This is a genomic window from Pseudonocardia halophobica (genome assembly GCF_027922425.1).
Classification (GTDB): domain Bacteria; phylum Actinomycetota; class Actinomycetes; order Mycobacteriales; family Pseudonocardiaceae; genus Pseudonocardia; species Pseudonocardia halophobica.
The window spans coordinates 75,967-97,461 of record NZ_BSFQ01000028.1; the positions used below are offsets into that span (position 1 = coordinate 75,967).

24 protein-coding genes are annotated in these 21,495 nt (G+C 75.0%); 7 read left to right on the top strand and 17 right to left on the bottom strand.

What is annotated here, in order from left to right; genetic code table 11:
* Nucleotides 1–482 precede the first annotated feature (482 nt).
* Both PKE99_RS26270 and PKE99_RS26275 read right to left on the bottom strand, forming a co-directional pair.
* Nucleotides 483–623, bottom strand: a complete 141-nt coding sequence (locus PKE99_RS26270) for a hypothetical protein (protein WP_156067945.1) — start codon at nucleotides 621–623, stop codon at nucleotides 483–485.
* Nucleotides 624–1,049: 426 nt separating this feature from the next.
* Nucleotides 1,050–2,282 carry an NAD(P)-binding domain-containing protein gene (locus PKE99_RS26275; RefSeq protein ID WP_037050818.1) on the bottom strand — a complete coding sequence of 411 codons (1,233 nt, stop codon included), beginning with the start codon at nucleotides 2,280–2,282 and terminating at the stop codon, nucleotides 1,050–1,052.
* A gap of 230 nt (nucleotides 2,283–2,512) precedes the next feature.
* On the opposite strand from PKE99_RS26275, the gene PKE99_RS26280 reads away from it, so the two are divergent.
* Together PKE99_RS26280 and PKE99_RS26285 are read left to right on the top strand one after the other, a co-directional pair.
* On the top strand, nucleotides 2,513–2,944 hold the full coding sequence (locus PKE99_RS26280; protein WP_037050816.1) for a MaoC family dehydratase: 432 nt from the start codon (nucleotides 2,513–2,515) through the stop codon (nucleotides 2,942–2,944).
* Nucleotides 2,941–3,756 (top strand): maleylpyruvate isomerase family mycothiol-dependent enzyme, encoded by an 816-nt coding sequence (locus tag PKE99_RS26285; protein ID WP_051738009.1) that lies wholly within the window; start codon nucleotides 2,941–2,943, stop codon nucleotides 3,754–3,756. The genes PKE99_RS26280 and PKE99_RS26285 overlap by 4 nt, the downstream gene beginning before the upstream one ends.
* 4 nt (nucleotides 3,757–3,760) lie before the next feature.
* Here PKE99_RS26285 and PKE99_RS26290 read toward each other — a convergent pair whose 3' ends face one another.
* Nucleotides 3,761–4,222 carry a MarR family winged helix-turn-helix transcriptional regulator gene (locus PKE99_RS26290; RefSeq protein WP_037050813.1) on the bottom strand — a complete coding sequence of 154 codons (462 nt, stop codon included), beginning with the start codon at nucleotides 4,220–4,222 and terminating at the stop codon, nucleotides 3,761–3,763.
* 50 nt (nucleotides 4,223–4,272) lie between these two features.
* On the opposite strand from PKE99_RS26290, the gene PKE99_RS26295 reads away from it, so the two are divergent.
* Both PKE99_RS26295 and PKE99_RS26300 read left to right on the top strand, forming a co-directional pair.
* Complete coding sequence (locus PKE99_RS26295; protein ID WP_051738024.1) at nucleotides 4,273–4,770, top strand: pyridoxamine 5'-phosphate oxidase family protein; 498 nt, start codon at nucleotides 4,273–4,275, stop codon at nucleotides 4,768–4,770.
* A gap of 58 nt (nucleotides 4,771–4,828) precedes the next feature.
* Nucleotides 4,829–5,560: a TetR/AcrR family transcriptional regulator gene (locus PKE99_RS26300; protein ID WP_037050810.1), complete on the top strand. Its 732-nt coding sequence runs from the start codon at nucleotides 4,829–4,831 to the stop codon at nucleotides 5,558–5,560.
* Here the strand turns inward: PKE99_RS26300 and PKE99_RS26305 are convergent, their stop codons facing one another.
* From PKE99_RS26305 to PKE99_RS26330, 6 genes are all read right to left on the bottom strand, one after another.
* Nucleotides 5,561–6,046 carry a nuclear transport factor 2 family protein gene (locus PKE99_RS26305; protein WP_037050807.1) on the bottom strand — a complete coding sequence of 162 codons (486 nt, stop codon included), beginning with the start codon at nucleotides 6,044–6,046 and terminating at the stop codon, nucleotides 5,561–5,563.
* Nucleotides 6,047–6,076: 30 nt separating this feature from the next.
* Nucleotides 6,077–7,294, bottom strand: coding sequence for a cytochrome P450 (locus tag PKE99_RS26310; protein WP_037050804.1), 1,218 nt, complete (start codon nucleotides 7,292–7,294; stop codon nucleotides 6,077–6,079).
* Nucleotides 7,295–7,323: 29 nt separating this feature from the next.
* Nucleotides 7,324–8,319 carry a PDR/VanB family oxidoreductase gene (locus PKE99_RS26315; RefSeq protein WP_486362884.1) on the bottom strand — a complete coding sequence of 332 codons (996 nt, stop codon included), beginning with the start codon at nucleotides 8,317–8,319 and terminating at the stop codon, nucleotides 7,324–7,326.
* Between the two features lie 73 nt (nucleotides 8,320–8,392).
* The gene (locus tag PKE99_RS26320) at nucleotides 8,393–9,172 is read right to left on the bottom strand and encodes an IclR family transcriptional regulator (RefSeq protein ID WP_051738022.1); all 780 of its coding nucleotides are present in this window, start codon (nucleotides 9,170–9,172) and stop codon (nucleotides 8,393–8,395) included.
* A gap of 25 nt (nucleotides 9,173–9,197) precedes the next feature.
* Entirely contained in the window at nucleotides 9,198–10,010 is an 813-nt protein-coding gene (locus PKE99_RS26325; RefSeq protein WP_037050802.1) for a PrsW family intramembrane metalloprotease, read from the bottom strand.
* Nucleotides 10,011–10,018: 8 nt separating this feature from the next.
* A complete protein-coding gene (locus PKE99_RS26330) occupies nucleotides 10,019–11,218 on the bottom strand; it encodes an alpha/beta hydrolase family protein (protein ID WP_037050800.1) in 1,200 nt (399 codons plus the stop codon).
* Nucleotides 11,219–11,427: 209 nt separating this feature from the next.
* Here PKE99_RS26330 and PKE99_RS26335 point away from each other — a divergent pair, with 209 nt between their 5' ends.
* Nucleotides 11,428–12,903, top strand: coding sequence for a class I adenylate-forming enzyme family protein (locus PKE99_RS26335; RefSeq protein WP_051738008.1), 1,476 nt, complete (start codon nucleotides 11,428–11,430; stop codon nucleotides 12,901–12,903).
* A 3-nt stretch (nucleotides 12,904–12,906) separates the two neighbouring features.
* Here PKE99_RS26335 and PKE99_RS26340 read toward each other — a convergent pair whose 3' ends face one another.
* The 3 genes from PKE99_RS26340 to PKE99_RS26350 are packed head-to-tail and all read right to left on the bottom strand — an operon-like array spanning nucleotide 12,907 to nucleotide 15,006.
* On the bottom strand, nucleotides 12,907–13,554 hold the full coding sequence (locus tag PKE99_RS26340; protein ID WP_037050798.1) for a hypothetical protein: 648 nt from the start codon (nucleotides 13,552–13,554) through the stop codon (nucleotides 12,907–12,909).
* Nucleotides 13,551–14,330, bottom strand: a complete 780-nt coding sequence (locus PKE99_RS26345; protein WP_051738007.1) for an ATP-binding cassette domain-containing protein — start codon at nucleotides 14,328–14,330, stop codon at nucleotides 13,551–13,553. Before PKE99_RS26345 ends, PKE99_RS26340 begins: the two co-directional genes overlap by 4 nt.
* Nucleotides 14,331–14,361: 31 nt before the next feature.
* Nucleotides 14,362–15,006 (bottom strand): FMN-dependent NADH-azoreductase, encoded by a 645-nt coding sequence (locus PKE99_RS26350; RefSeq protein WP_037050796.1) that lies wholly within the window; start codon nucleotides 15,004–15,006, stop codon nucleotides 14,362–14,364.
* A 95-nt stretch (nucleotides 15,007–15,101) separates the two neighbouring features.
* On the opposite strand from PKE99_RS26350, the gene PKE99_RS26355 reads away from it, so the two are divergent.
* The gene (locus PKE99_RS26355; RefSeq protein WP_037050794.1) at nucleotides 15,102–15,590 is read left to right on the top strand and encodes a MarR family winged helix-turn-helix transcriptional regulator; all 489 of its coding nucleotides are present in this window, start codon (nucleotides 15,102–15,104) and stop codon (nucleotides 15,588–15,590) included.
* A gap of 7 nt (nucleotides 15,591–15,597) precedes the next feature.
* On the opposite strand, the gene PKE99_RS26360 is transcribed toward PKE99_RS26355, so the two are convergent.
* Nucleotides 15,598–16,056, bottom strand: coding sequence for a nuclear transport factor 2 family protein (locus PKE99_RS26360; protein ID WP_037050792.1), 459 nt, complete (start codon nucleotides 16,054–16,056; stop codon nucleotides 15,598–15,600).
* A gap of 116 nt (nucleotides 16,057–16,172) precedes the next feature.
* Complete coding sequence (locus tag PKE99_RS26365; protein WP_037050789.1) at nucleotides 16,173–16,739, bottom strand: TetR/AcrR family transcriptional regulator; 567 nt, start codon at nucleotides 16,737–16,739, stop codon at nucleotides 16,173–16,175.
* Nucleotides 16,740–16,878: 139 nt separating this feature from the next.
* Between PKE99_RS26365 and PKE99_RS26370 the strand changes: the two genes are divergently transcribed.
* On the top strand, nucleotides 16,879–17,784 hold the full coding sequence (locus PKE99_RS26370; RefSeq protein WP_037050994.1) for a cation diffusion facilitator family transporter: 906 nt from the start codon (nucleotides 16,879–16,881) through the stop codon (nucleotides 17,782–17,784).
* Nucleotides 17,785–17,796: 12 nt separating this feature from the next.
* Here the strand turns inward: PKE99_RS26370 and PKE99_RS26375 are convergent, their stop codons facing one another.
* The 3 genes from PKE99_RS26375 to PKE99_RS26385 all read right to left on the bottom strand — a co-directional run.
* Nucleotides 17,797–18,201 carry a VOC family protein gene (locus PKE99_RS26375; protein WP_037050787.1) on the bottom strand — a complete coding sequence of 135 codons (405 nt, stop codon included), beginning with the start codon at nucleotides 18,199–18,201 and terminating at the stop codon, nucleotides 17,797–17,799.
* Nucleotides 18,202–18,398: 197 nt separating this feature from the next.
* Entirely contained in the window at nucleotides 18,399–19,691 is a 1,293-nt protein-coding gene (locus tag PKE99_RS26380; protein WP_051738006.1) for an MFS transporter, read from the bottom strand.
* Between the two features lie 404 nt (nucleotides 19,692–20,095).
* Nucleotides 20,096–21,495: HNH endonuclease (locus PKE99_RS26385; protein ID WP_271214927.1), on the bottom strand; the 1,400-nt coding region annotated here is incomplete at its 5' end.

Genomic DNA, 21,495 nt, shown 5'->3' on the forward strand with positions numbered 1-21,495 from the left:
CCTGATCGCCGTCCCGGGTACCGGGACGGCGATCGGTGGTGTCCGGAGTCTCGGCCACTCTCGGCGAGTGATCGCGATTGCGGTGTACACAGGGCCTGTCGAACTGCCACTACGGCACGCAAACGCCGATCATGCGCGGAGGGTCGGCAGTGTGCGGCGTCCCGAGCAGCGTGGCGTGGGCCCAGCCTCGTCTCCATGATCGTTGTTGGTGTGCGCGGAGCGCTCATGGGCCCGCCACCACCGCACTCACGCACCGATCACGAGCGCCCGCAGCACCTCGTGATCGCTATTGGAGTGCGGATGCGGCTGGTCGAACTGCCGCTTCCGCACGCAGACGCTGATCATGGACGGGCGGCCGGGCGGCGGCGCGTGGTGATCATGTGCGGACTGTTCTCGGGAGCGCGCGCACGCTCCGTTTCCGTGATCGCCGGTGAGGTGCACTAAGGGCTCCCTGGACCGCCATAAGGGCACGGAAGCGCTGATCACGGCGTCGGCTGCACCTCACAGTGCGCCGACAGCAGCTGATGATCGCTAATGGTGTGCACCTGCTGCTGGTCGGGCTGCCGCTGCCGCACGCAGACGCCGATCACGCACGGACGGCCGGGTGGCGGTGTGTTGATCATGGGCGAGCTGCTCTCGGGAGCGCGCGCACGCCCCGCCTCCAATCGTTGGTGATGTGCGCTGAGGACTCCCTGGACGGCCACCACCGCACGGAAGCGCTGATCACGGCGCCGGCTGCCACTCATGGCTGCGCCGACAGCTGCTCGTGATCGCTGATGACGTGCACGCGCGGCTGGTCGGACCGCCGCCGCACGCAAGCGCTGATCACGGCGTCGGCTGTACCTCACAGTGCGCCGACAGCAGCTGGCGATCGCTGGTGGCGTGCACCTGCGGCTGGTCGGGCACGCAGACAGCGATCATGCGGGCGTCGGCGGCATCTCACCCTCGAGGGCGGGCTGGTCGACTACCGCCAGCGCACCCACCCAGCGACCACGGGCAGTCCGAGAACGCCGGACGCCCCGCACCTGGCGGGGCGTCCGGGTCGGTGGTCAGGCGGCGAGGGCGGTGGGGCGCTCCGCGGCCCGCTCGGCGATCACCTCCGCCAGGTACTGGGCGTCGGCGCCGACGCCGTCGAGGAAGCTCGAGGAGCGGCGGTACTGCCAGCGCAGGCCGAGCGCGTAGAGCCCGACCGCGGCGGTGACGCCCCGCGAGTGGACGATCTCCCCGTCCATGCCGGACACCGGCGCCTCGATCCAGCCGTGGTCGCGGCCGAACCCGGTCGCCCACACCACGGCGGCGATCCCCTCCGGCGCCGGCGCCGGGCCGGCCTGCACCGAGGCGGCCGGGGGTGCGGACTCGACGGGCACGTCCATCCCCGTCCGCGCCACGAACTCGTCGACCGCGCGTCGGAACCGGGTCGCGTTGGCCGCGGCGTCGGCGACCATGGCGGCCAGGTCGTCGTCGCCGAACCGGAACCGGCCGTCCGTGCAGCCCAGCAGCCGTCCGTGCACGATCACGCCCTCGCCGCCCAGCCGCGGGACGTCGAGGTCCCGGGTCCCGCCGGCCAGCACCGCGTTGGGGGTGCGTCCGGGCGGCCCGGGCAGGGTGTCGACGGTGCGGTCCAGCATGCCGAGCCGCTCCATCCAGCAATAGGCATCGTGCCCGCGGTAGCGGCGGGGCAGCGCCTTGTGCCGCCCGACGGCGAGGTGCACGGTCCGGCCGGCCCGGGCCAGCTCGAGGGCGATCTGCTGCCCGGAGGGCCCGGCACCGACGACCAGCACCGCGCCGGGCGGCAGCTGGTCGGGGTTGCGGTAGTCGGCGGTGTGCAGCTGGTGGATCCGCGCGGGGAGGTCCGCCGCCACCGCGGGAATCCGCGGACGCGCCAGGTCCCCGGTCGCGACGACGACGTTCCGGGCGAGGAACCGGCCCGCGCTCGTCGTGAGCCGCCAGCCCCCGGCGACCCGGTACAGCCGCCGGACGTCCACCCCGGTGCGCACCGGCGCGTCGAACGACCAGGCGTAGTCCTGCAGGTACCGGGCCACTTCCGTGCCGGTCATGAAGCCGCCCGGATCCGCACCTGCGTAGTGCCAGCCCGGTAGCCGGGTCTGCCAGTTGGGGCTGAGCAGCCGGAACGAGTCCCAGCGGCGGCTGTGCCAGCTGTCGGCGATCCCGGCGCGTTCCAGCACGACGTGCGGCAGGCCGCGGTCGGTGAGGCAGCGGCTCATCGCGAGCCCCGCCTGCCCGGCGCCGACGACCACGGTCCCGGTGACGGTCTCGATCATGGTGTCCTCCTGAGGGATCCGGTGTGGTCACGACGCTAGGGAGCGAGGACCCGCGGGCCATCGGTGACGGCTGCCCATCTCCGGCGGACGATGGCCCATGTGGTGCGGGGGCGGAGGGTGGGCAGGTGGGCCCGCGAGATGGGCAGCCGACACCGATGGCGGGGCGGCGCTGCGCTCCTAGCGTCGATCCCGACCGAGCACCACCCCGACACCGCCTCCGGGAGCCCGACATGACCGACACCCGCGACACCGCCCAGCGCACCGTGCCCCGCGTCGGCGCGACCGCGAGCCGCTCCCGGCTCGTGACCCGTCGCGACATCGCTCTGTTCACCGAGATCTCCGGGGACCGCAACCCGCTGCACTACGACGAGGAGCGCGCCGCCGCGACCCGCTTCGGCGGGATCGTGGTGCAGGGCGGGGTCACCACGGCGCTGCTGAACGCCGTCGTCGCCGAGGACCTGCCCGGTCCGGGCAGCGTGTTCCTGCAGCTCGACCTGGGGTTCAAGGCCCCCGTCCGGCCCGGCGACGTGATCACCGGGACGGTCGAGGTCACCTCCGCCCGGGAGGACAAGCCGATCACCGCCCTCGACGTCCGGGTGACCCGCGACGACGGCGTGGTGGCCGTCGAGGGCAAGGCCGTCTGCTACACCGAGCCGTTGTGACCGCCGACCCGGTGGCCGCGCTCGCCCCGGACCGGGACGTCGTCGCCGGCCAGGCCCGCGAGGCCGTCGCCCGGTTCGCCGCGCTGGTGCGCCGGATCGGCCCGGGCGACCCGCCCGCCGTCGGGGACTGGTCGGTGCGCGACGTCGCGGTACACGTGGCCTGGGCGATGGACCGGTACACCGACTTCCTCGGCGGCACGCCCTCGCCGGCCACCGCCGTGGAGCAGACCGCCACGTTCAGCGCCGCCGCGATCGCCGAGGCCACCGACCGCACGCCGGAGGGGCTGGCGCGGGCCGTCGACGAGGCGGGGGAGCGGTACTTCGCCGCCGCGGCGCGGGCGGAGGGCCCGGTGACCTGGCATGCGGGGCTGTCGCTGTCGGTGCCGGCCCTGCTCGGGCTCACCCTCGGCGAGGCGCTGGTGCACGGCCACGACGTCGCCGTCGCGCTCGGCGAGCCCTGGGAACTGCCGCGGGCCTGGGCGCGGACGGTGTTCCGCGCGGCCCTGCCGGCGCTCCCGCTGTACGTGGACGCGGCGGCGACCGCGGGCGTGCACGCCCGGATCGACGTCCGGTTGCGCGGCGACCCCGGCGCCCGGGTGGTGTTCGACGTCGCCGACGGCACGCTCACCGTCCGGCCGGCGCCCGTGGCGGACCCGGTCGACTGCCACCTCTGGGCCGATCCCGCCGCCTTCCTGCTGGTCTTCTACGGCCGGACGACGCCGATGCGTCCGGCGCTGCGCGGGCGGATCCTCGCCTGGGGCCGCCGACCGTGGCTCGGGTTCGCGCTGCCCGGCTACCTCCGTCGACCGTGACGGTTCACGAGGGGGCGCGGACCCGGCGGGCCCGGACGGCCTCCCCGCCGCCCGCCCAGTCCAGGGCCGCCTGCGCCGCGGACCGCAGGGCGGCGGCGCGGCCGGCGCCGAGAACGTCGGCCAAGTCCTCCTCCATCTCCGCGCGGATCCGCCGGGTGTCCTCGACGACCGCCGTGCCGCGCGCCGACAGCCGCACGAGCCGGACCCGCGCGTCCCGCGGATCGGGCGTCCGCTCCAGGTAGCCGAGCCGTTGGAGCTCGGCGACGGCCTTCGATGCCGCCTGCTGGGTGACCCCCATCCGCTCGGCGATCTCGCCGATCGGCCGCGGCCCCTCGACGACGTGCTGGACGACGAATCCGTGCGACACCCGGATCTCCGGGTGCCCGGCGGCGTGCACCCGGCGCAGCGCCTCGGCGTTCAGGGCGAGGCCCGCGAGGTGCACCGCCGTGACGAGGTCGATCTCCATGTCCACAAGCCTAATTGTACAACCATGGTTGTGCATCTACCGTGGTCGGCATGTCCACCACGGCGTCCGAGTTCGCCGAGTTCGTCGCGATCGCCCACCGCATCGTCTGGTGCACGCTCGCGACCGTCGACGCCCGCGGCCGCCCCCGCTCCCGGGTGGTGCACCCGCTGTGGACGGTCGAGGCCGACGGGAGCCTGGTCGGGCGGGTGACGAGCCGGCGCTCGTCGCCGAAGTCCGCCCACCTCACCGCGCACCCCTACGCCTCGTGCTCGTACTGGGACCAGCAGCACGACGTCGCGGTCGCCGAGTGCCGCGCGGAGTGGGACCCGCAGCCGGCCCGCTCCTGGCACCTGTTCACCGAACCGGACCCGCCTGTCGGCTTCGACCCGGCCGCGATGTTCGCCGGCGGCCTCAGCTCGCCCGACGCCGGGATCGTCGTGCTGCGGCCGTGGCGGCTGCGGTGGGGACGCGCGGCGGATCTCGCCGCGGGCGCGAGGCCCACCGTCCGGAGTCTCGGCGCCGCAGTGAGTGACAGGTGTCACCCCTGATGTAACACGGCTAGTTCCGTGCCGAGCGTCTTCCTGCGGGGAGCGGAAGGGCACGCGGATGGCGACGAGCGAACTTCCGGAGGGGCGGGACGAGGGCGCCCGGGCCCGGGCCGGCGACTCGCAGGCCCGGCGGGACTCGCGTCGGCGCACCGCCCTGGCGCGCCGCGCCCGCACCCGCACCGCGCTGCTGACCGCGGCGCGCGACGTCTTCGCCGACCAGGGCTGGGTGGAGACGCGGGTGGAGGACGTCGCCCGGGTCGCCGGGGTCAGCCCCGCCACCGCCTACAACCACTTCCCCACCAAACACGCACTGATCGGCGCCGCCTACGCCGTCGCGTGGCAGGAGGGCCTCGACGCCGAGCCCGAGGAGGAGCCCGAGCCCGAGGGCGAGACCGCAGGCGGGGGGCCGCCGCTGCCGGGGGCCCGAACCGAGGCGCTCGCCGCCCATCTGCGGCGGATCAGCCGGGTCGCCCGGCGGCAGCAGGCGCTCACCGCGGCCTTCGCCTGTGCGGTCCAGGACTACACCGCCCGGGTGCAGCGCCGGCCGTCGGCGCCGGACCCGGAGGACCCCCGCCTCGGCACGCCCGTGCCCGAACCGATCGCGGTCCTGCTCGACGCCGCGCAGCGCAGCGGCGAGCTGGGCCACCAGCGCGACCCCGCGGACCTGGCCGAGCAGCTGACCTTCCTGCTGTTCCTGCGGTGCTTCACCCACCCAGACGAGGACGCCGCCGACACCGCCGCGATGCTGCTCGCCATCGCCGTGGGCGTGCTCCCCGCGGCCCGGCGCTGATCACCGACCGCCCGGCCCGTGGTCCTCGGCGCCCGGGTGGACGAGGCTGCGCTCCGCACCGGGCACGGAGTAGCCGCGCTCGGCGTAGGGGAACCCGTCGAGCTCCGTGGTCTCGGGCCGCAGTTGGTAGTAGGAGCGGATCTCCCGGATCAGCCCGTCCTCGGCCGTGAACCACTCGGCCCCGCGGGTGGCGACGCGGCCGGCCGCGCCCTCGGGCAGCCAGAACATGGTCCACTCGATGACCGCCTGCTCGCGCGCGGCGCAGATGCTGTCGACGACCCAGCGCGCCTGCAGCATGCGGGTGACCTTGCGCCAGTACCGGGCGAGGTGCTCCGCGCCCGCGACCGCCGTCGAGCCGGTGTTCGGGGCCAGGAACCAGTGGACGACGTCGGGGTGCAGGGTCGCAAGCATCGCGTCGACGTCGCCCGCGCTGCACCCGTCGTAGTAGCGGGTGATCAGCGCGGTCCACTCGGCCTCACCGGGCACGGGCTCCTCCTCCGCTCGGGGCGGCGGCGCTCAGGCCGGGCGCAGCCGGACGGGCAGAGCCTCCCAGGCACGCAGGGTGTTGTTGAGGTGGCGCCGCGGCGGGCCCGCGAGCTCGATCGTCTCCACCCGCCGGGCCAGGGCGGTGAGCAGGGCCTCCGCCTCGAGCCGGGCCACGTGCTGCCCGACGCACTGGTGGATGCCCATCCCGAACCCGACGTGCCCGGACGGGTCCCGGGCCAGGTCGAACGCGTCGGCGTCGGGACCCCAGCGGGCCGGGTCGCGGTTGGCGGCGCCCAGGAACATGAGGATCTTGTGGCCGTCGGGGATCACGTGCCCGCCGATCGGGACGTCCCGGGTCGCGGTGCGGAAGAAGGTCTGCACCGGCGACTCCCAGCGCACCGCCTCGTCGAAGGCGACCCGGGCCAGGCCCGGCTCCTCCCGCAGCCGGCGCCACTGCTCGGGGTGGGTCGCGAAGGCGCACAGCACCGCGGACAGGCCGTGCACGGTGGTGTCCACCCCCGCGGTGAGCAGGGAGCGGACGACGAGCGGCGCCTGCTCGGGGGTGATGTCCCCGCGGTCGGACGCGGCCCAGATGTCCGCGCCGAACCCCTCCGGGGCGAGGACCTCGCGCGCGCACTGCGCAGCGACCCACGCCGACAGCTCGCCGACCCGCGGCGCCCCCTTCTCCACCAGCTCGTTGGCCGGGCCGAAGGCGTTGAACGCATGGTCGCCGTAGGGCAGCAGGTGCTCGCGGCCCTCCTGCGGGATGCCGACGGCGTCGGGGAACACCCGCAGCGGGAAGGCCTCGGTGAGGTGCGGGACGGCGTCGAACTCCGGGCCCTGCGCGTCGAGGACCTCGTCGACGAGCCGGTCGGCGTCGGCGAGCCAGGCCTCGTGCAGCTTCCGCAGCGCCCGCGGGCCGAGGATCTTCTGCAGCACCCGGCGGGGCGCGTCGTGCCGCGGCGGGTCGGCCTCGAGCAGCAGGCTCGGCGGGCGCCACGGCTTCTCGTGCCGGAAGTTCGACAGCCCGACGCCGGCGGCGGACTGGAACCCCTGCCAGTCGACGAGGGCGGCGCGGACCTGCTCGTAGCGGGCGAAGGCGAACACGTCGTAGCGGCGCAGGTGGACGACCGGGCCGGCCTCGCGCAGGGCGGCGTGGAAGGGCAGCGGGTCCTCGAGGACCTCGGGGCAGAACGGGTCGACGTCGCTGGTGGGGAGGTCGTGGGCGGGCTCGGCGGTGAGCGTCACGGCGGGCTCCTGGTGGTGGAAGGTGGGCGTCAGAGGTCGAGGACGAGGCGGTCGCTGCGGGCCCGGGAGACGCACGGGAACAGGCAGTCGCCGGCGGCGCGCTCGTCGTCGTCGAGGATCGAGTCGCGGTGGTCGGGTTCGCCGGCGAGCACCCCGGTCTCGCAGGTCCCGCAGGTGCCCTGGCGGCAGGAGGAGAGGACCTCCACGCCGGCTTCGGCGATCGCGGCGAGCACGGACCGGCCGGGCGGGACCGTGACGGTCCGGCCGCTGCGGGCGAGCTCGACCTCGAACGCCGTGTCCCGGGCGGGCGTGCCGAGCTCCCGGGCCACGAACCGCTCGGTCCGGACCGTATGGGCGGGCCACGCGGCGGTCGCGGCGGCCAGCGCGGCGAGCATCGGCGCGGGGCCGCAGGCGTAGACCCGCGTGCCGGGGTCGGGATCGCCGAGGAAGCCGCGCAGGTCCAGCAGGCCGTGCTCGTCCTGCGGCACGATCCGGACCCGCTCGCCGTGCTCGGCCAGCTCCCCGACGAACGCCATCGACGCGCGCGTCCGGCCGCCGTAGAGCAGCTCCCAGTCCACCCCGAGCAGCGCGGCCTGGCGGATCATCGGCAGCAGCGGGGTGATCCCGATGCCGCCGCCCACGAACAGGTACCGCGCCGCGGGCACGAGCGGGAAGTTGTTGCGCGGGCCGCCGAGACCGACCGCGTCGCCCACGGCCAGGCGGTCGTGGACGTAGGCGGAGCCGCCGCGGCCGGCGGGCTCGCGCAGCACCCCGACGCGGTAGCGGTGGGCGTCCCACCGGTCCCCGCACAGCGAGTACTGGCGCGTCGTCCCGTCCGGCAGGACCAGGTCGACGTGGGCGCCCGGGGTCCAGTCCGGCAGCCGCGCGCCGTCGGGGGCCTCGAGCTCCAGGGACACGACGCCGTCGGCCTCGACGCGTTTGGCGGCGACCCGGACCGTCGCCGCCACGGCGGTGCTCGGGACGGTCGGTTCGGGGGCGACGGGCGGGCGATCGGCGGTGATCACGGGGCGGTCCTCCGGCGGTGGGATCGGGTGGACAGAGGATGCGGACCCCGTCCCGCCGCGCAGAAGGCCGTTCTCAATGATTGAGAGAGGTTCTCCGTTCCCGCTGGTCAGGTGCCAGTGCCCGCTCGATGCCCCGGGCCGCGGCCTTCAGCACGGGGACGACGGTGAACGCCTGGCCGTCGTTCGGCACGATCGCCGACAGCGCGGCCACGACCTCGCCGCCGGCGTCGCGCACGGGCACGGCGGTCCCGGTCGCGTCCGGATGGATGTGCCCGGGCGTGATCACGTGCCCGTCGCGCCGGATCGCGGCGAGGACGGCCCGCAGCCGGCCCGCGTCGGTGAGGGTCTCGGCGGTGTACCGCTCCCGTGGTCCGGCGAGCACGCGTTCCTGCAGCTCACGCGGCCCGAATGCGGTGAGCACCAGCCCCGACGACGAGGCGTGCAGCGGCAGCCGGCCGGCGATCCGGGTGTAGTTGATCACCGCGCCGGGGGCGGACAGCCGCTCGAGGAACAGCACCTCGTCCCCGTCGAGGACGCCGACCTGCACGTGGTGCCCGACGACCGCGTGCAGGTCCTCCAGGAACGGCATCGCGGCCTCGCGCAGCGACAGGGTGGGGGAGGCCCGCTGGGCCAGCTCCCACAGGCGCACCCCGATCCGGACCCGCCCGTCGGGCCGCCGGGCGAGCAGCCCGTGCTCGACGAGCTCGGCGACCAGCCGGGACGCGGTGGCGACGTGCAGCCCCGACCGCCGCGCGATCTCCGTGACGGTCAGGTCCGGTTGGGCCGCCCCGAACGCCTCGAAGATCCGCACCGCGCGGGAGAGCACGGACTCCCCGGTCGCCACCCGTGGCATGCCGCCCAGCCTGCCACCCCTCCGTTCACCGGACGGCGGCCCGCCGGCCGTGCCGACCGGGCACGCCGGCACTGCGCGCGACCCGGTGGACCGTCCAGCCGAGGGCCGCGAGACTCACGATCGCCACGATCGCCGTCCCGATCAGCGAGGACTGGCTGTCCCACAGGGTGTGCAGCGCGACGGCCAGCACGAACGCCGCGACGAACCGGCCGATCGCGCGGCCCCGCCAGCCGGACTGCGCCGCGGCGAACAGTGCGGTGGCCGCGATGCCGGTCCACGCCATGTGCCCGGCCGGGCTCATGATCCCGCGCAGGAGCAGCACGTCGACGGTCGCGATCAGGCTGCCCTTCGACTGCAGCAGGGTCACGAAGGCGTAGCCCATGGTCTCCAGGGCGGCGAAGCCCGCGCCCGCGGCGACGCCGACGAGCAGCCCGTCCGACGCGGTGCGGTAGCGGCGGAAGAAGATCAGCACGGCGAGCGGGATCAGCAGCTTGCTGGTCTCCTCGATCAGCCCGACGGCGGCCATCGGCAGGAAGCCGAGATCGCGCTGGGCGTCGTACTCCAGCGTGCCGGCGACGACCGTGCCGATCACCCCGCCGAGGAAGGCCGCGGTCGCGACGACCGGCGCCGGCACGTCGTAGGGCAGCCGGCGGCCGTACACGAAGGTCAGGAACGCCGCCGGGACGATCGCCGCGCCCAGCAGGATCGACGAGGGCACGAAGTTCGGGTTGCCGGTGGCGACCATGGTCCGCTCGACCGCGAGGAACAGCGCGGCGCCGACGACGAGCACGCCGATCCAGGCGTGCCGGCGGGCGAAGGACGGGGGCGCGGGGGCCATCGGCCGGGTCAGGCGGGGACGTGCTCGTCGAGCCAGTCGAGGACCCGCTCGTCCCGCAGTCCGGCGGCGAGGGGCTCGCAGTGCCCGTCGGCTCCCTCGGCGGCGGTGAACGGCATCAGCGTGACGTCGCAGGTCAGGGCCTCGGCCAGGCGGGCGGACTGGCCGGGCCAGAACTGCTCGTGCTCGGGGTCGGTGACCAGCATCGGGCAGGTGATCCCGGCCAGCTCGGCGTCGGTGAGCGTGTAGGCGCGGGCCGCGGTGAAGAAGTCGAAGGGCGAGGTGACGCCGTAGGGGCGCATCCGCCACTGCAGCACCCGGCGGGTGCGGGCGGAGAGCTTCAGCGCCCAGGCCATGTCCCGGTCGAACTTCTCCCGCTCGCCGGCGTCGAGGAGCTTCACCATCGAGTGCCCCAGCTGGGCGAGCATGGCGGCGGAGACGTCGACGACGCCGGGGTCGGCCACGGCCGCGGCGACGCGGTGCTCGTACGCGACGGCGCGCGGCACCCAGAAGCCGCCCTGGCTCACGCCGGCCACCGCGATCCGGGCGGGATCGACGTCCGGCCGCGCGACGAGGTGGTCGACCACCGGGGTCAGGACGTGCTCCCAGTCGGGCCGGAACGGGATGCCCTGCCGGACCAGCGCGGCGTTCTGCCCCGGGCCGTCGTAGGTGACCACGGTCCAGCCGCGCTCGAGGGCGGCGGCCGCGGCGCGCGTCCACACGCCGACGACGGAGCCGTCGCTGCCGTTGGTGAAGACCAGGGTGCGGCGGGGGCCGTCGGCGGAGCCGGAGCGGAAGACGTACCCGGGCAGGGTGGTGTCCTCGTAGGGGATCGCGAGGCGCTCGACGGCGACGTCCCCGAGGCCGTTCGTGAGGTCGACGAACCCGTCCCAGGCGTCGCGGTGGCGCTCCCACAGCTGGGCGAAGCCGGGATCGCCGGCCATGTTGGCGGCCTCGGCGTAGTAGGTCGCGGCCCGCAGGAACCGGGCGGCGGCGGAGCGGGGGTGCCCGCCGGCCTCCGCCGCGCGGGCCTGCTCGACCACCCGGTCGGCCGTGGCGGTCCACTGCGCGACCCAGGCCGCGGTGTCCCCGTTCGGGATGCGGTCGATCGTCGCCAGCACCTCGCCCACGTCGGTCGCCCGGTGGAAGGCGCGGCCGAGCAGGTTCTCGACGGCGAACTGGAAGTCGGCGTCCTTGTAGAAGGCGTGCACGGGAGCTCCTCGACTGTCGTGCGTCCGGTGTCCTGCTCGGTGCCGTACCGCCCGCCGCTACGTGCCGCGTCGTCCGACCGAGCGTCCCCACGCTCGCCCGCGCGCCTGTAACCACGGTCCAACGGTCGTCGAGCGGCGGCTGGAGCGGAGTTGGAGCGCACCCCGGCAGGGTCGGCCCGCACCGACGGACACCGGGGAGAGGAAGCGTCGTGAACGTCTACATCGAGGACCTGGTCGCCACGCTGGAGGCGGCGGGGGAGCGGCCCGTGCTGCGCTGCGACGGGGTCGACACCACCGCCGCGGGCCTGCTCGCCGCCATCCGCCGGACCGCCCGGGCGCTCGACGGGCTCGGCGTCGGCCGCGGCGACCTCGTCGCACTGCTCGCCCCGAACCGGCCGGAGGCGCTGGCCGTGCGCTACGCCGCGCACCTGATCGGGGCCGGCGCGGTGTTCCTGTCGGTGCCACCGGACCCCGACCGCCGCGCCCGGATGATCGCCCGGTTCGACCCGCGGCTCGTCGTGGTGTTCCCGGAGACGGCGGAGCTGCTGCCCGCGGGCGTCAGCGCCCCGGTGGCCGCCGTCGGCGCGGTTCCCGGCGTCGACCTGCGGCTCGACGAGCTGGCGGCCGCCGAGGACGCCGGCCCGCTGCCCTGCCGCGCCCGCCCCGAGGACCTCGCCGTGGTGATCTCCTCCGGCGGGACGACCGGCGTGCCGAAGGGCAGCTGGCGCGCCTTCGCGCACTACAGCGCCATGACCGCGGTCGCGCCCGCCCCCGAGCGCCGCCAGCTGGCCAACGGCAGGCTGGCCTACCTCACCCAGATCCTGGTCGACCAGACCCTGCTCGCCGGCGGCAGCGTGGTGCTGCAGGACCACTACGAGCCGCTCGTCACCCTCGAGACGATCGAGAAGGAGCGGATCACGCACCTGTTCCTGGTCGAGCCGCAGCTGTTCGACCTGATGGACCGCCCCGAGCTCGCCGAGCACGACCTGAGCTCGCTGCGCGCGCTGACCCACATCGGGGCGATGGCCGCGCCCGTGCTCCGGATCCGCGCGCACGACCGGCTGGGCCCCGTGATCATGCACACCTACGGGGCCAGCGAGATCGGGATGGTCAGCGCGCTGCTGCCCGCCGAGCACGACCGGCCCTCCCGCTTCCGCTGCGCCGGGCGGATCTTTCCGGGCGTCGAGGTCCGGTTCCGCGGCGCGGACGGCGCCCTCGACCCGCGGGCCGGGGTGATCGAGGTGCGGTCGCCGGCCATGGCCCAGGGCTACCGGCACCGTCCGGTGGAGGAGGCCGAGCACTTCGTCGACGGCTGGTACCGCACCGGGGACCTCGGCGAGCTCGACGCCGAGGGCATGCTGCGCGTCCTCGGCCGCGAGTCCGACGTCGGCGCGCTGGGCGCGGTCACCACGGTGGACCTGCAGGACACGCTGTGCCGGCTGCCGTCCGTGCGGTACGCGGTGCTGGTGGCGGACCTGGAGGAGGGCGTGCGCATCGCCGCGGTGGAGGCCTGGCCGGACGGGACCGTCGACGCCGAGGAGTGCCGCGTCGCGGTGGCCGCCGAGCACGGGCCGGAGGTGGCGGCGTCGCTGCGCGTGCTGCCCGTCGACCGCGTCCCGCTCACCGAGCAGGGCAAGCCGAACCGGCCGGCGATCCGGGCCGCGGCGCTGAGCGGCCGCGTGTAGCGCTCACTCCCGGCGGGCCCGCACGACGCCCGCCCAGGCGACCAGCACGGCCACGCCCAGCGCGAGGAGGACCGGGAGCACGAACGCGTCCGGCCCCGCCCCGCGCTCCAGGGCGTGCACGGCGCTGCCGACCGGCGGCAGCCACGGCTGCACGGCGGTCGCGATCACCACGACCGCCCCGACCAGCAACGACCGGCCGATCCGGCGGATCCACGGCCGCGCGCACAGCAGACCGACGGCCGTGCCCGTCGCCCCGGCCGCGAGGTGCGCCAGCAGCCCGGCGACGACGACCGCAGGCGAGGCGGAGTACGGGGTCGTGACCAGCGGCCACACCACGCTGAGCACGGCGAGCCCGCCGTCCCCGGCCAGGGCGACCAGCAGCGTCCCGGCCGCGACCGGCCCGAACCCGCCCGCCGCGGCGACGGTGACGCCCCGCTGCACCGGGTCCTCGGTGTGCGCGACGGTGAGCGCGAGCCAGGCCGCGACCGGGTAGAGCGTGAGCACCGAGGCACCCCACGGCTCCGGCAGCCGGCCGGGATCGCCGCCGAACAGCACCGCGAGCACCGCCACCTGCAGCACGACGGGGAGCACCACGCGCTGCGACCGCACGGCGTCGGCCAGCAGGTAGCGCGCCACGGCGACGGCGGTCACGCGGGCCCGACCGACTCGACCGAGCACCCCAGCTGCAGCGCCGTGAACAGCACCGCGTCGGACTCGGCGGGCGCGGCGTGCAGGTGCAGCCGCCCGCCCTCGAGCCGCCCCGCCGGCGCGAGCCGGCGCCGGACCTGCTCGGCGTCCGGGCAGCGCAGCACGATCGCGACGGCCGGCGGGGGAGGCGGGGCCTCGCCGACCCGTCCCCCGGCCAGCCGCAGGTGCCGGGCGCCGCGGAGGCGCGCGGCCCGCCCGGTGTGGTCGGTGACCAGCACCGTCGCCTCGGCCGCCGCCTCGGCGAGCAGGTCGGCGAGGGTGTCCGCCGCCGCCGCGTCGAGGCCGGCCCACGGCTCGTCGAGCACGATCAGGCCCGCTCCGGCGCCGAGCGCCTGGGCGAGCCCGACCTTCTGCGCGTTGCCCTTCGACAGCCGGGCCATCGGCTCGCGGCGCGGCCCGGCGAACCCGAGGCGGTCGAGCAGGCCGGGCTCGGGCCGGACGCCCCGGATCCGCGCGAGGTGGCGCAGGTAGGCGTCGGCGGGCAGGCGCAGCTGGGCCGGGAAGCGGTCCGGGAGGTACCCGACGACCGCGGGCCGCCCGGTCACCCGGCCCGCGGTGGGGACGGCACAGCCGGCCACGATGCGCAGCAGCGTCGACTTGCCGGACCCGTTGCCGCCGGCGAGCACCACCGGTGCGCCGGGCCCGAGGGCGAGGTCGACGCCGGCCAGGACCGGCGGGCCGTGCCGGTATCGCTTGTGGACCCCCTCCACCCGCAGCACGGGTGTCAGGTTTCCACGGGGGCCGGGAGCGTCAGGCGGCGGTCCGGCCGAAGTCCTTGCCGACGGTCTCGGCCCGCTCGTGCGCCTGCGCCCGGACCTGCGCGGCGAGGGGCCGGAGCTCGGCCATCGCGGGCTGCACGTCGGCCAGGGTCAGCTCGGCCTCGATGAGCGTGACGTCGGCGCCCCAGACGTCGGCGAGGATCCGGACGATCCAGCCGGTGGCGTGGTCCCAGCCCTCGCGGGGCGTACCGGCGCCGTAGCCGCCGCCGCGCGCGACGACCAGCGCGACGGAACGGCCGGCCAGCGGCGCCGTGCCGGGCGCGAAGCGCGGGTCGGTGATGAGCAGGTCGATCCAGGCCTTGAGGTGCTGGGACACCCCGAAGTTGTAGAGCGGCGTCGCGAGGACGACGGCGTCGGCGCGGAGCACCTCGTCGGCCAGCCGGGCGGCCAGCCCGAGGGCCTCCCGCTGGGCGTCCGTGCGCTGGTCCTCGGGGGTGAAGCCGGCCAGCGCGGCGGTCGGCCACGCGTCGACGGGGATCGGGTCGGCGACCAGGTCGCGGCGCACGACCGCGCCGCCCGGGTGCTGGTCGAGGTAGGCCCGCTCGAGGGTGTCGGCGACCTCGCGGCTCACCGAGCCCTCGGTGCGGATGCTGCTGTCGAGGCGGAACAGGGACACGGGAACCTCCGGGAGGGGAAACGCTGTCAACTAGATGTTCTGCTTTACAGACTATCTTGTCAACAGAGCGCCTCACCACAGGTAGTCTCGACGGCGTGACCACCCCGCAGCGCGTCGACGCCGACCTCGGCTGGGCGCTGGGCCGGGTCACCCGCGCGCACCTGCACACAGCGCAGGAGGTGGTCTCCGGGCTGCCCGGAGGCCCGCGCGGCTATCAGGTGCTCGCCGCCGCGAACGACGGCGAGGTCAGCACCCAGCTCGCCATCGCCCGGATGCTGGGCGTCGACCGGACCGTGATGACCTACCTGCTCGACGAGCTGGAGGGCGCCGGCCTGGTCGAGCGCCGCCCGGACCCGGCGGACCGCCGGGCCCGCCGGATCGTCCTCACTGCGGCCGGCCGCGAGCGGCTCTGCGAGCTCGACCGCAGGCTCCGCGAGGCCGAGGAGCGGCTCCTCGCCCCGCTCGAGCCGGCCGAGCGGGACACGCTCCGGGAGCTCCTGCGCCGCCTCGCCACCGGCACGGGGCACGACGGCGCCTCCGCCTGCCGGGTCGCCGAGGAGATCAGTGCGGCGGACGGCTGCTGACCCGGCGCTACTGCAACGGGATCTCCAGGTCGCGGTCGGCCTCGTTGCGCGGTCCGAAGATCCGCCGGTCGGACTCGTCGATCACGAGGTCGTTGATGCTGGCCTCGCGCCGGACCATCAGCCCGTGCTCGTCGAACTCCCAGTTCTCGTTGCCGTAACTGCGGTACCAGGTGCCGGCGGCGTCGTGACACTCGTACTGGAAGCGGACGGCGATGCGGTTGCCGGCGAAGGTCCACAGCGACTTCCGCAGCGCGTAGTCGAGCTCGCGCTCCCACTTCTCCGTGAGGAAGGCGACGATCTCCGCACGGCCGCGGACGAAGCGGTCGCGGTTGCGCCACACGGAGTCCTCGCTGTAGGCGAGCGACACCTTCTCCGGGTCGCAGGTGTTCCAGGCGTCCTCGGCGGCCTGGACCTTCTTCCGTGCGGTCTCGAGGGTGAACGGGGGGAGGGGCGGTCGGTCGGCCACGGCGTCGGCTCCTGACGGGTTGAGAACGTGCGTTCTCCCGGACCGTAGAGAACCGGCGTTCTTCGAACAACGCCGGTCACACGCTGTTGTCCGCCGGTAACCGGACGGACATCTGGTCAGCCGCGCGCGGCCCGGAGGAGCGCTGCGGCGGCGGTGCGGGCCTGGGCGGCCGGAGCGTCCGTGCCGAAGATCCCGGCCGTGACCATCGCGCCCTCGGCGAGCAGCAGTAGCTGCGGGCCGACGTCGGCGGGCAGGCCGGCCGCGGCGACCAGGCCGTCAAGGTAGTCGGCGAACGCCCGCTTGTGCGCGCGGGCCTGGCGGGCCATCGCCGCCGACACCGCGCCGAGCTCGCCGAACCCGTTGATCCACGCGCAGCCGCGGAAGCCGGGCTCGCGGAACCAGGCGCCGAGCCAGTCGAACACGGCGAGGATCCGGCCGTCCGGGTCGTCGACCTCCTCGACCGCGGCGGCGAGCCGGCCCCGCCACCGCACGTCGCGCCGTTCGAGGTAGGCCTCGACGAGGCTCTCCTTGGCCGGGTACAGCGCGTAGACGCGCTTGAGCGGCAGCCCCGCGCCGCTCCGGATGTCGTCCATGCCGACGGCCTGGATGCCGCGGGCGTAGAAGAGCTCCTCCGCGGCGTCGAGCAGCCGGGTGCGGGCGGCCTCGGTGTCGAAGGGCGGCATGGCGGTGGTCCTCGGTATGGCGGTGGTCCTCGGTGTGGCGGTGGTCCTCGGTGTGGCGGTGGTCCTCGGAACGGCGGTGGTCCTCGGTCCGCCCGTGGTCCTCGCGGGAAACGGTCGTTCTCCACGCTACCGTCCGGCCGTGACCTCCTCGCGGGACGACCGGGTCCTGGCGATCTCGCTCTGGGCCTCCGCCGGGTTCGCGGTGCTCGCGCTGGTGTGGGGCGCGCTCACCGGCTCCCGGCTGATCGTGTTCGACGGCCTCTACTCCTTCGCGAGCGTCGGGCTCACCCTGCTCGCGGTCCTGGCCCTGCGCACCGCGCGCCGCGGCCCGGACGAGCGGTACCCCTGGGGGCGCGAGGCGTGGGAGCCGCTCGCGGTCGTCCTCAAGGCGGCGGCGATGGCCGGGCTCTGCGTGTACGCCCTGGTCGGCGCGGTGCTCGAGCTGCTCGCCGGGCCCACCGGGATCGCCGTGCGCGCCGCGCTGGTCTACGGCGTGGTGTCGACGCTCGGCGGCGTGGTCGTGACGGCTCTGCTGCGGCGGATGTCCGCACGCGGCTCGGACCTGGCGCGCGCGGAGGCGGCGGAGTGGGCGGGGGACACGCTGCTCAGCGTCGGGGTGCTCGTCGGGTTCGGCGTCGCCTGGGCCCTGGAGGCGACCGGGCGGGCCGCGGCGGCCGCCTACGTCGACCCCGTCATGGTCGTGCTCGCGTCGGCAGCGTTCCTGCCGGTCCCGGTGCGGCTCATCCTGCGCAGCGGCCGCGAGATCCTCACGATGGCGCCGCCCGCGGAGGTCCTCGACCGCATCCGGGCGGAGGTGCGCGCGGTCGAGGACGCCTACGGCTTCGCCGAGTCGTTCGTCCGGGCCGGCAAGGTCGGGGGCCGGCTCGACCTGGAGGTCGACTTCGTCGTCGACGCCCGCTCGACGGCCCGCACGGTCGAGGACCTCGACGGCGTGCGGGCCGAGCTGTACCGGCGGTTGCGCGACCTCGACCCGCCGCCCGCGATGTCGGTGGGGTTCACCGCCGACCGGGGCTGGGTGAGCTGACGCGGAGGCGGATCAGCCCTGGCCGGCGTCGGGGTCCATCCACACGACCTCCCAGTGGTGGCCGTCCGGGTCGAGGAACGAGCGGCCGTACATGAAGCCGTGGTCCTGCGGGTCCTGCGCCTTCGCGCCGCCGTTCGCGAGGGCCGCGTCGGCGAGCCGGTCGACCTCGTCCCGGCTGTCGACGCCGAGGGCCAGGATCGCCTCGGTGGCGCTGCCGTCGGCGATGGGCTTGACCGTGAACCCACCGAAGTGCGAGTGGGACAGCAGCATCGCGGAGATGCCCGGCCCGATCTCGAGCGCGAGCGACTCGTCGCCGGAGAAGTCGGGGTTGAACGTGTAGCCCAGTGCGGTCCAGAACGCGCGGGTGGTCGCCAGGTCGGTGATCGGCAGGTTGACGAAGATCTGGGTGGTGGCCATCGGGGTGCCTCCTCGCTGCGGACCGGTCGGTCCGGAGTGCGTGCTCTGTCGGGGTGTCGCACGGGAGACCGGGGCCCCACGCGGAACTCATCGCCCCCGCCTACGGCCGATCGGGTGATCGTCGATCATGGGCGACGTCATCGACGTGGACGGGCCGACGGTGCGGGCCCGGCGTGTGCCGGGCCCGCACGTCGTCGTCAGGCGACGGGCGTCGGCCGGGCGACGGCGCGGCGCAGGCCGTGCCGCGCGGCGTCCCGGTCCGGCCGCACCACGAGCATGGCGGTGAGGCCGCCGAGCACCATCAGCAGACCTGCGATGTCGAAGGCCCGCGCGTACCCCTCGACGGGGGTGGGTGCGGCGTCGACCAGTACGCCGGTGAGCAGCGGCGACACGACGCTCGCCACAGCGACGATCGCGTACCAGATGCCCAGGGTGGCGCCCCGCTGGCGGGTCGGCGTCACGTCCGCGACGGCCGCCTGCGAGAGCGGGGTCTGCGAGTTGCCGATCCCGAACGCCAGCGCGACGAACGGGAGCAGCAGGATCGGCGCGTCGACCCGGGTGATCAGCAGCATGCTGATCCCGGCGACGAGCGCGAATGCCCCGCCGAGCACGCCCTGGGCGAGGTGCCGGGACAGGCCGCGGCGGAGCAGGCGCTGCGACAGCCACCCGCCGACCAGCATGAACACGATCGAGATGTACGCCGGGACGGTCACCACGAAGCCGAGGGCGGTGCCGCTGAAGCCGGCCTGGCCGAGGTAGAGCGGCAGGAACGCGATGGCGAGCGCGAGGCCCCAGTAGACGGTGAACCCGGAGAACATCGTGCCCAGCCAGGTACCGGAGGTGAGCAGCCGGCGGTACGGCACGCGCGGCTCGTCGGTGGCGGCCGGCGTGACCGGGGCGGACTTCGCGGCGGTGGTGGCGAACGGGCCGTCGCCGCCGACGATCACCCACGCGATCGCCCAGAGCAGCCCGATGGCGCCGAGGATGCCGAAGGCGGAGCGCCAACCCCATGCGGCGATGGCCGCGTTGAGCAGGGGGGCGCCGATGATCACGCCGAGGCCGGAGCCGACGGTCAGCAAAGCCGCGGTGAACCCGCGCTTGCGCTCCTCCACCCAGGAGAAGGCGACGTGCATACCGAGCGGGATGCCGGGCCCCTCGCCCGCGCCCAGCAGGACGCGGGTGATCAGCAGGACCGCGAAGCCCGCGGCGGGCACCAGGATCGGCAGCTGCGCGGCGGACCAGATCACCGCCAGCGCCACCAGCATCCACTTCGCGGAGAACCGGTTGCCGAGGAAGCCGAACACGACGGCCGAGATGCTGAACAGCAGGTAGAAGGAGCTGGCGATGGTGCCGTACTCGGTGGCGCTGAGCCCGAGCTCCTTCATCATGGGGGCCGCGGCGAGCCCGATGATCGACTTGTCGGCGAAGTTGATCGCCACGAACAGCATGAGCAGGGCGATCACCCAGCGGGTGCGGGTCTGGGGAGTCACAGGGTCTCCTGACGTCCTCGTCGAGGTGACATGGGGCACAGTGTCGCCGGGAGACCTTAACGTACGTTCGGCAAGATTTGTCCAGCTTCAGTGGTGGCGTCCGATGTGGGCGGGGCGGCGACCGCGAGCCTGGCGGCGTGAGATCGAGATCGGCGCCACGAGCGGCTGTGGCAGCTGATCGTCAGATCGGAGCAGAGGTGATGAACGTTCGAGCGCACAGTGTCGGCAGCGAGGTGCGGAACCGGCTCTGGGTCAATCCGCTGCAGGGCACGGCCGCTCTCGCATGCGTACTGGACGGGGGGCTCGACGCTCTACGTCGGCTCGCCGAGGGGTTGAGGGGGGACGCGGCGGGTGATCGTGCGGGAGCGGTGGCCGAGGTAGGCCAGGGCTGCGGTATCGCGCGATCAGAAGGGGGCGGGGTCGTCGAGGTCGGCGGGTATGAGGTCGCCGCGCATGCTGGCGAGGGTCCAGCCACCGGGCGGGGCAGTGGGTGGGGTGGGTGGGGTGTCGCCGGGCTGGTCGGTGTCGGTGTCGGCGTCGCGTTGGGCGCGGGCGGCGAACTCTGCTGCGGCCTCCGGATCCGGCACGATCGGCTCGGCGTCGGGCGCGGTGGTGAAGGGTCGGTAGTCGTAGGGCTTGCTGAGGTACCGGTGTCCGGTGGGGGTGATCCAGGTCAGCGAGCCGTCGGGGTGGGCGAGGACCTGCCAGTCCTCGTGCTCCTTGAGGGTGTGGTGGTGTCTGCACAGCCCGTGCAGGTTGCGCTCGTAGGTGGGCCCGCGGTCCGCGGCGCGCTGGTGGTGATCGAGGTCGCCGTCGAGGGCGCGGCGGTTGCAGGTGGGGAACCGGCAGGTCTGGTCGCGGGCGACGACGAAGTCGCGCAGGGCGGCGGGTGGTCGGTAGAGGGTGCGGCCGTGGTCGAGCAGCGCCCCGGACAGCGGGTCGGTGATCAGGCGTTTCCAGACGCCGTCGGCGGCGGCTTCGCGGGCGAGCCCGGCCGGGATGGGGCCGTAGCCGACGAGTTCGGCCGGGGTGTCGGAAGCACCGGTGAGGGTGTCGTAGCCGACCACGACCTGGATCAACGGCTTCCCGCGCCCGACCGCCTGCGGGTCCGGGCGGTGGGTGAGCACGGCCTCGACCGCGGCCTCGACCGCGGCCGCGAGTTGTGCCTCGCTGACCGCCAGTGCGGCTTCCCCGAGCGGGTTGGCGGTCTCTCCGCCTGGTCGCGGTTCGGGTGGAGGGCTCTCTCCGGAACCGCCGGCGGCCTCGGCCGGGTCTGCACTCGTCGGGTCTGTGCTGGCCTGGCGGGCGGTGGCGGGGCCTGCGGCATCGGCCTGCGCGACGGCGGGACCGGTCTGCGTGCCGGAGGCGCCTGCATCTTCAGTCGTGGCCCTTGCAGCGGCCGTGCCGTCGGTGTCGGCGCCGGGGTTGTAGCTGTCGCGCAGGTGGGCGAGGGCGGCGGTGACCTGTTCGGTGACTGCGGTGGTGTCGGTGAGGGTGAGGCGGCCGGGGCACAGGTCGACCAGCAGGTCGGCGCGGCGCTGGTCCATGGTGCGTGGGTCGTCCGGACCCAGGGCTTTGGCCAGCCGGCACAGGGTCTGCCAGACCGCTTCGGTGTCGACCGCGGAGAGCCGGGCCCAGATCGAGCCCATCCCGTCCGGGAGCGGGCGGTAGCTGACTTCGCGGGTGGTGCGGGCGGTGGTGTGGCGGCGGTGTGCGCCGTCGGGGTCGAGCCGGGCGATCAGCCGGCGCAGCAGCGCCCGCCACTGCGGGCGGGTCTTGCCCTGCGCGCGTTCCAGCGCCCGGG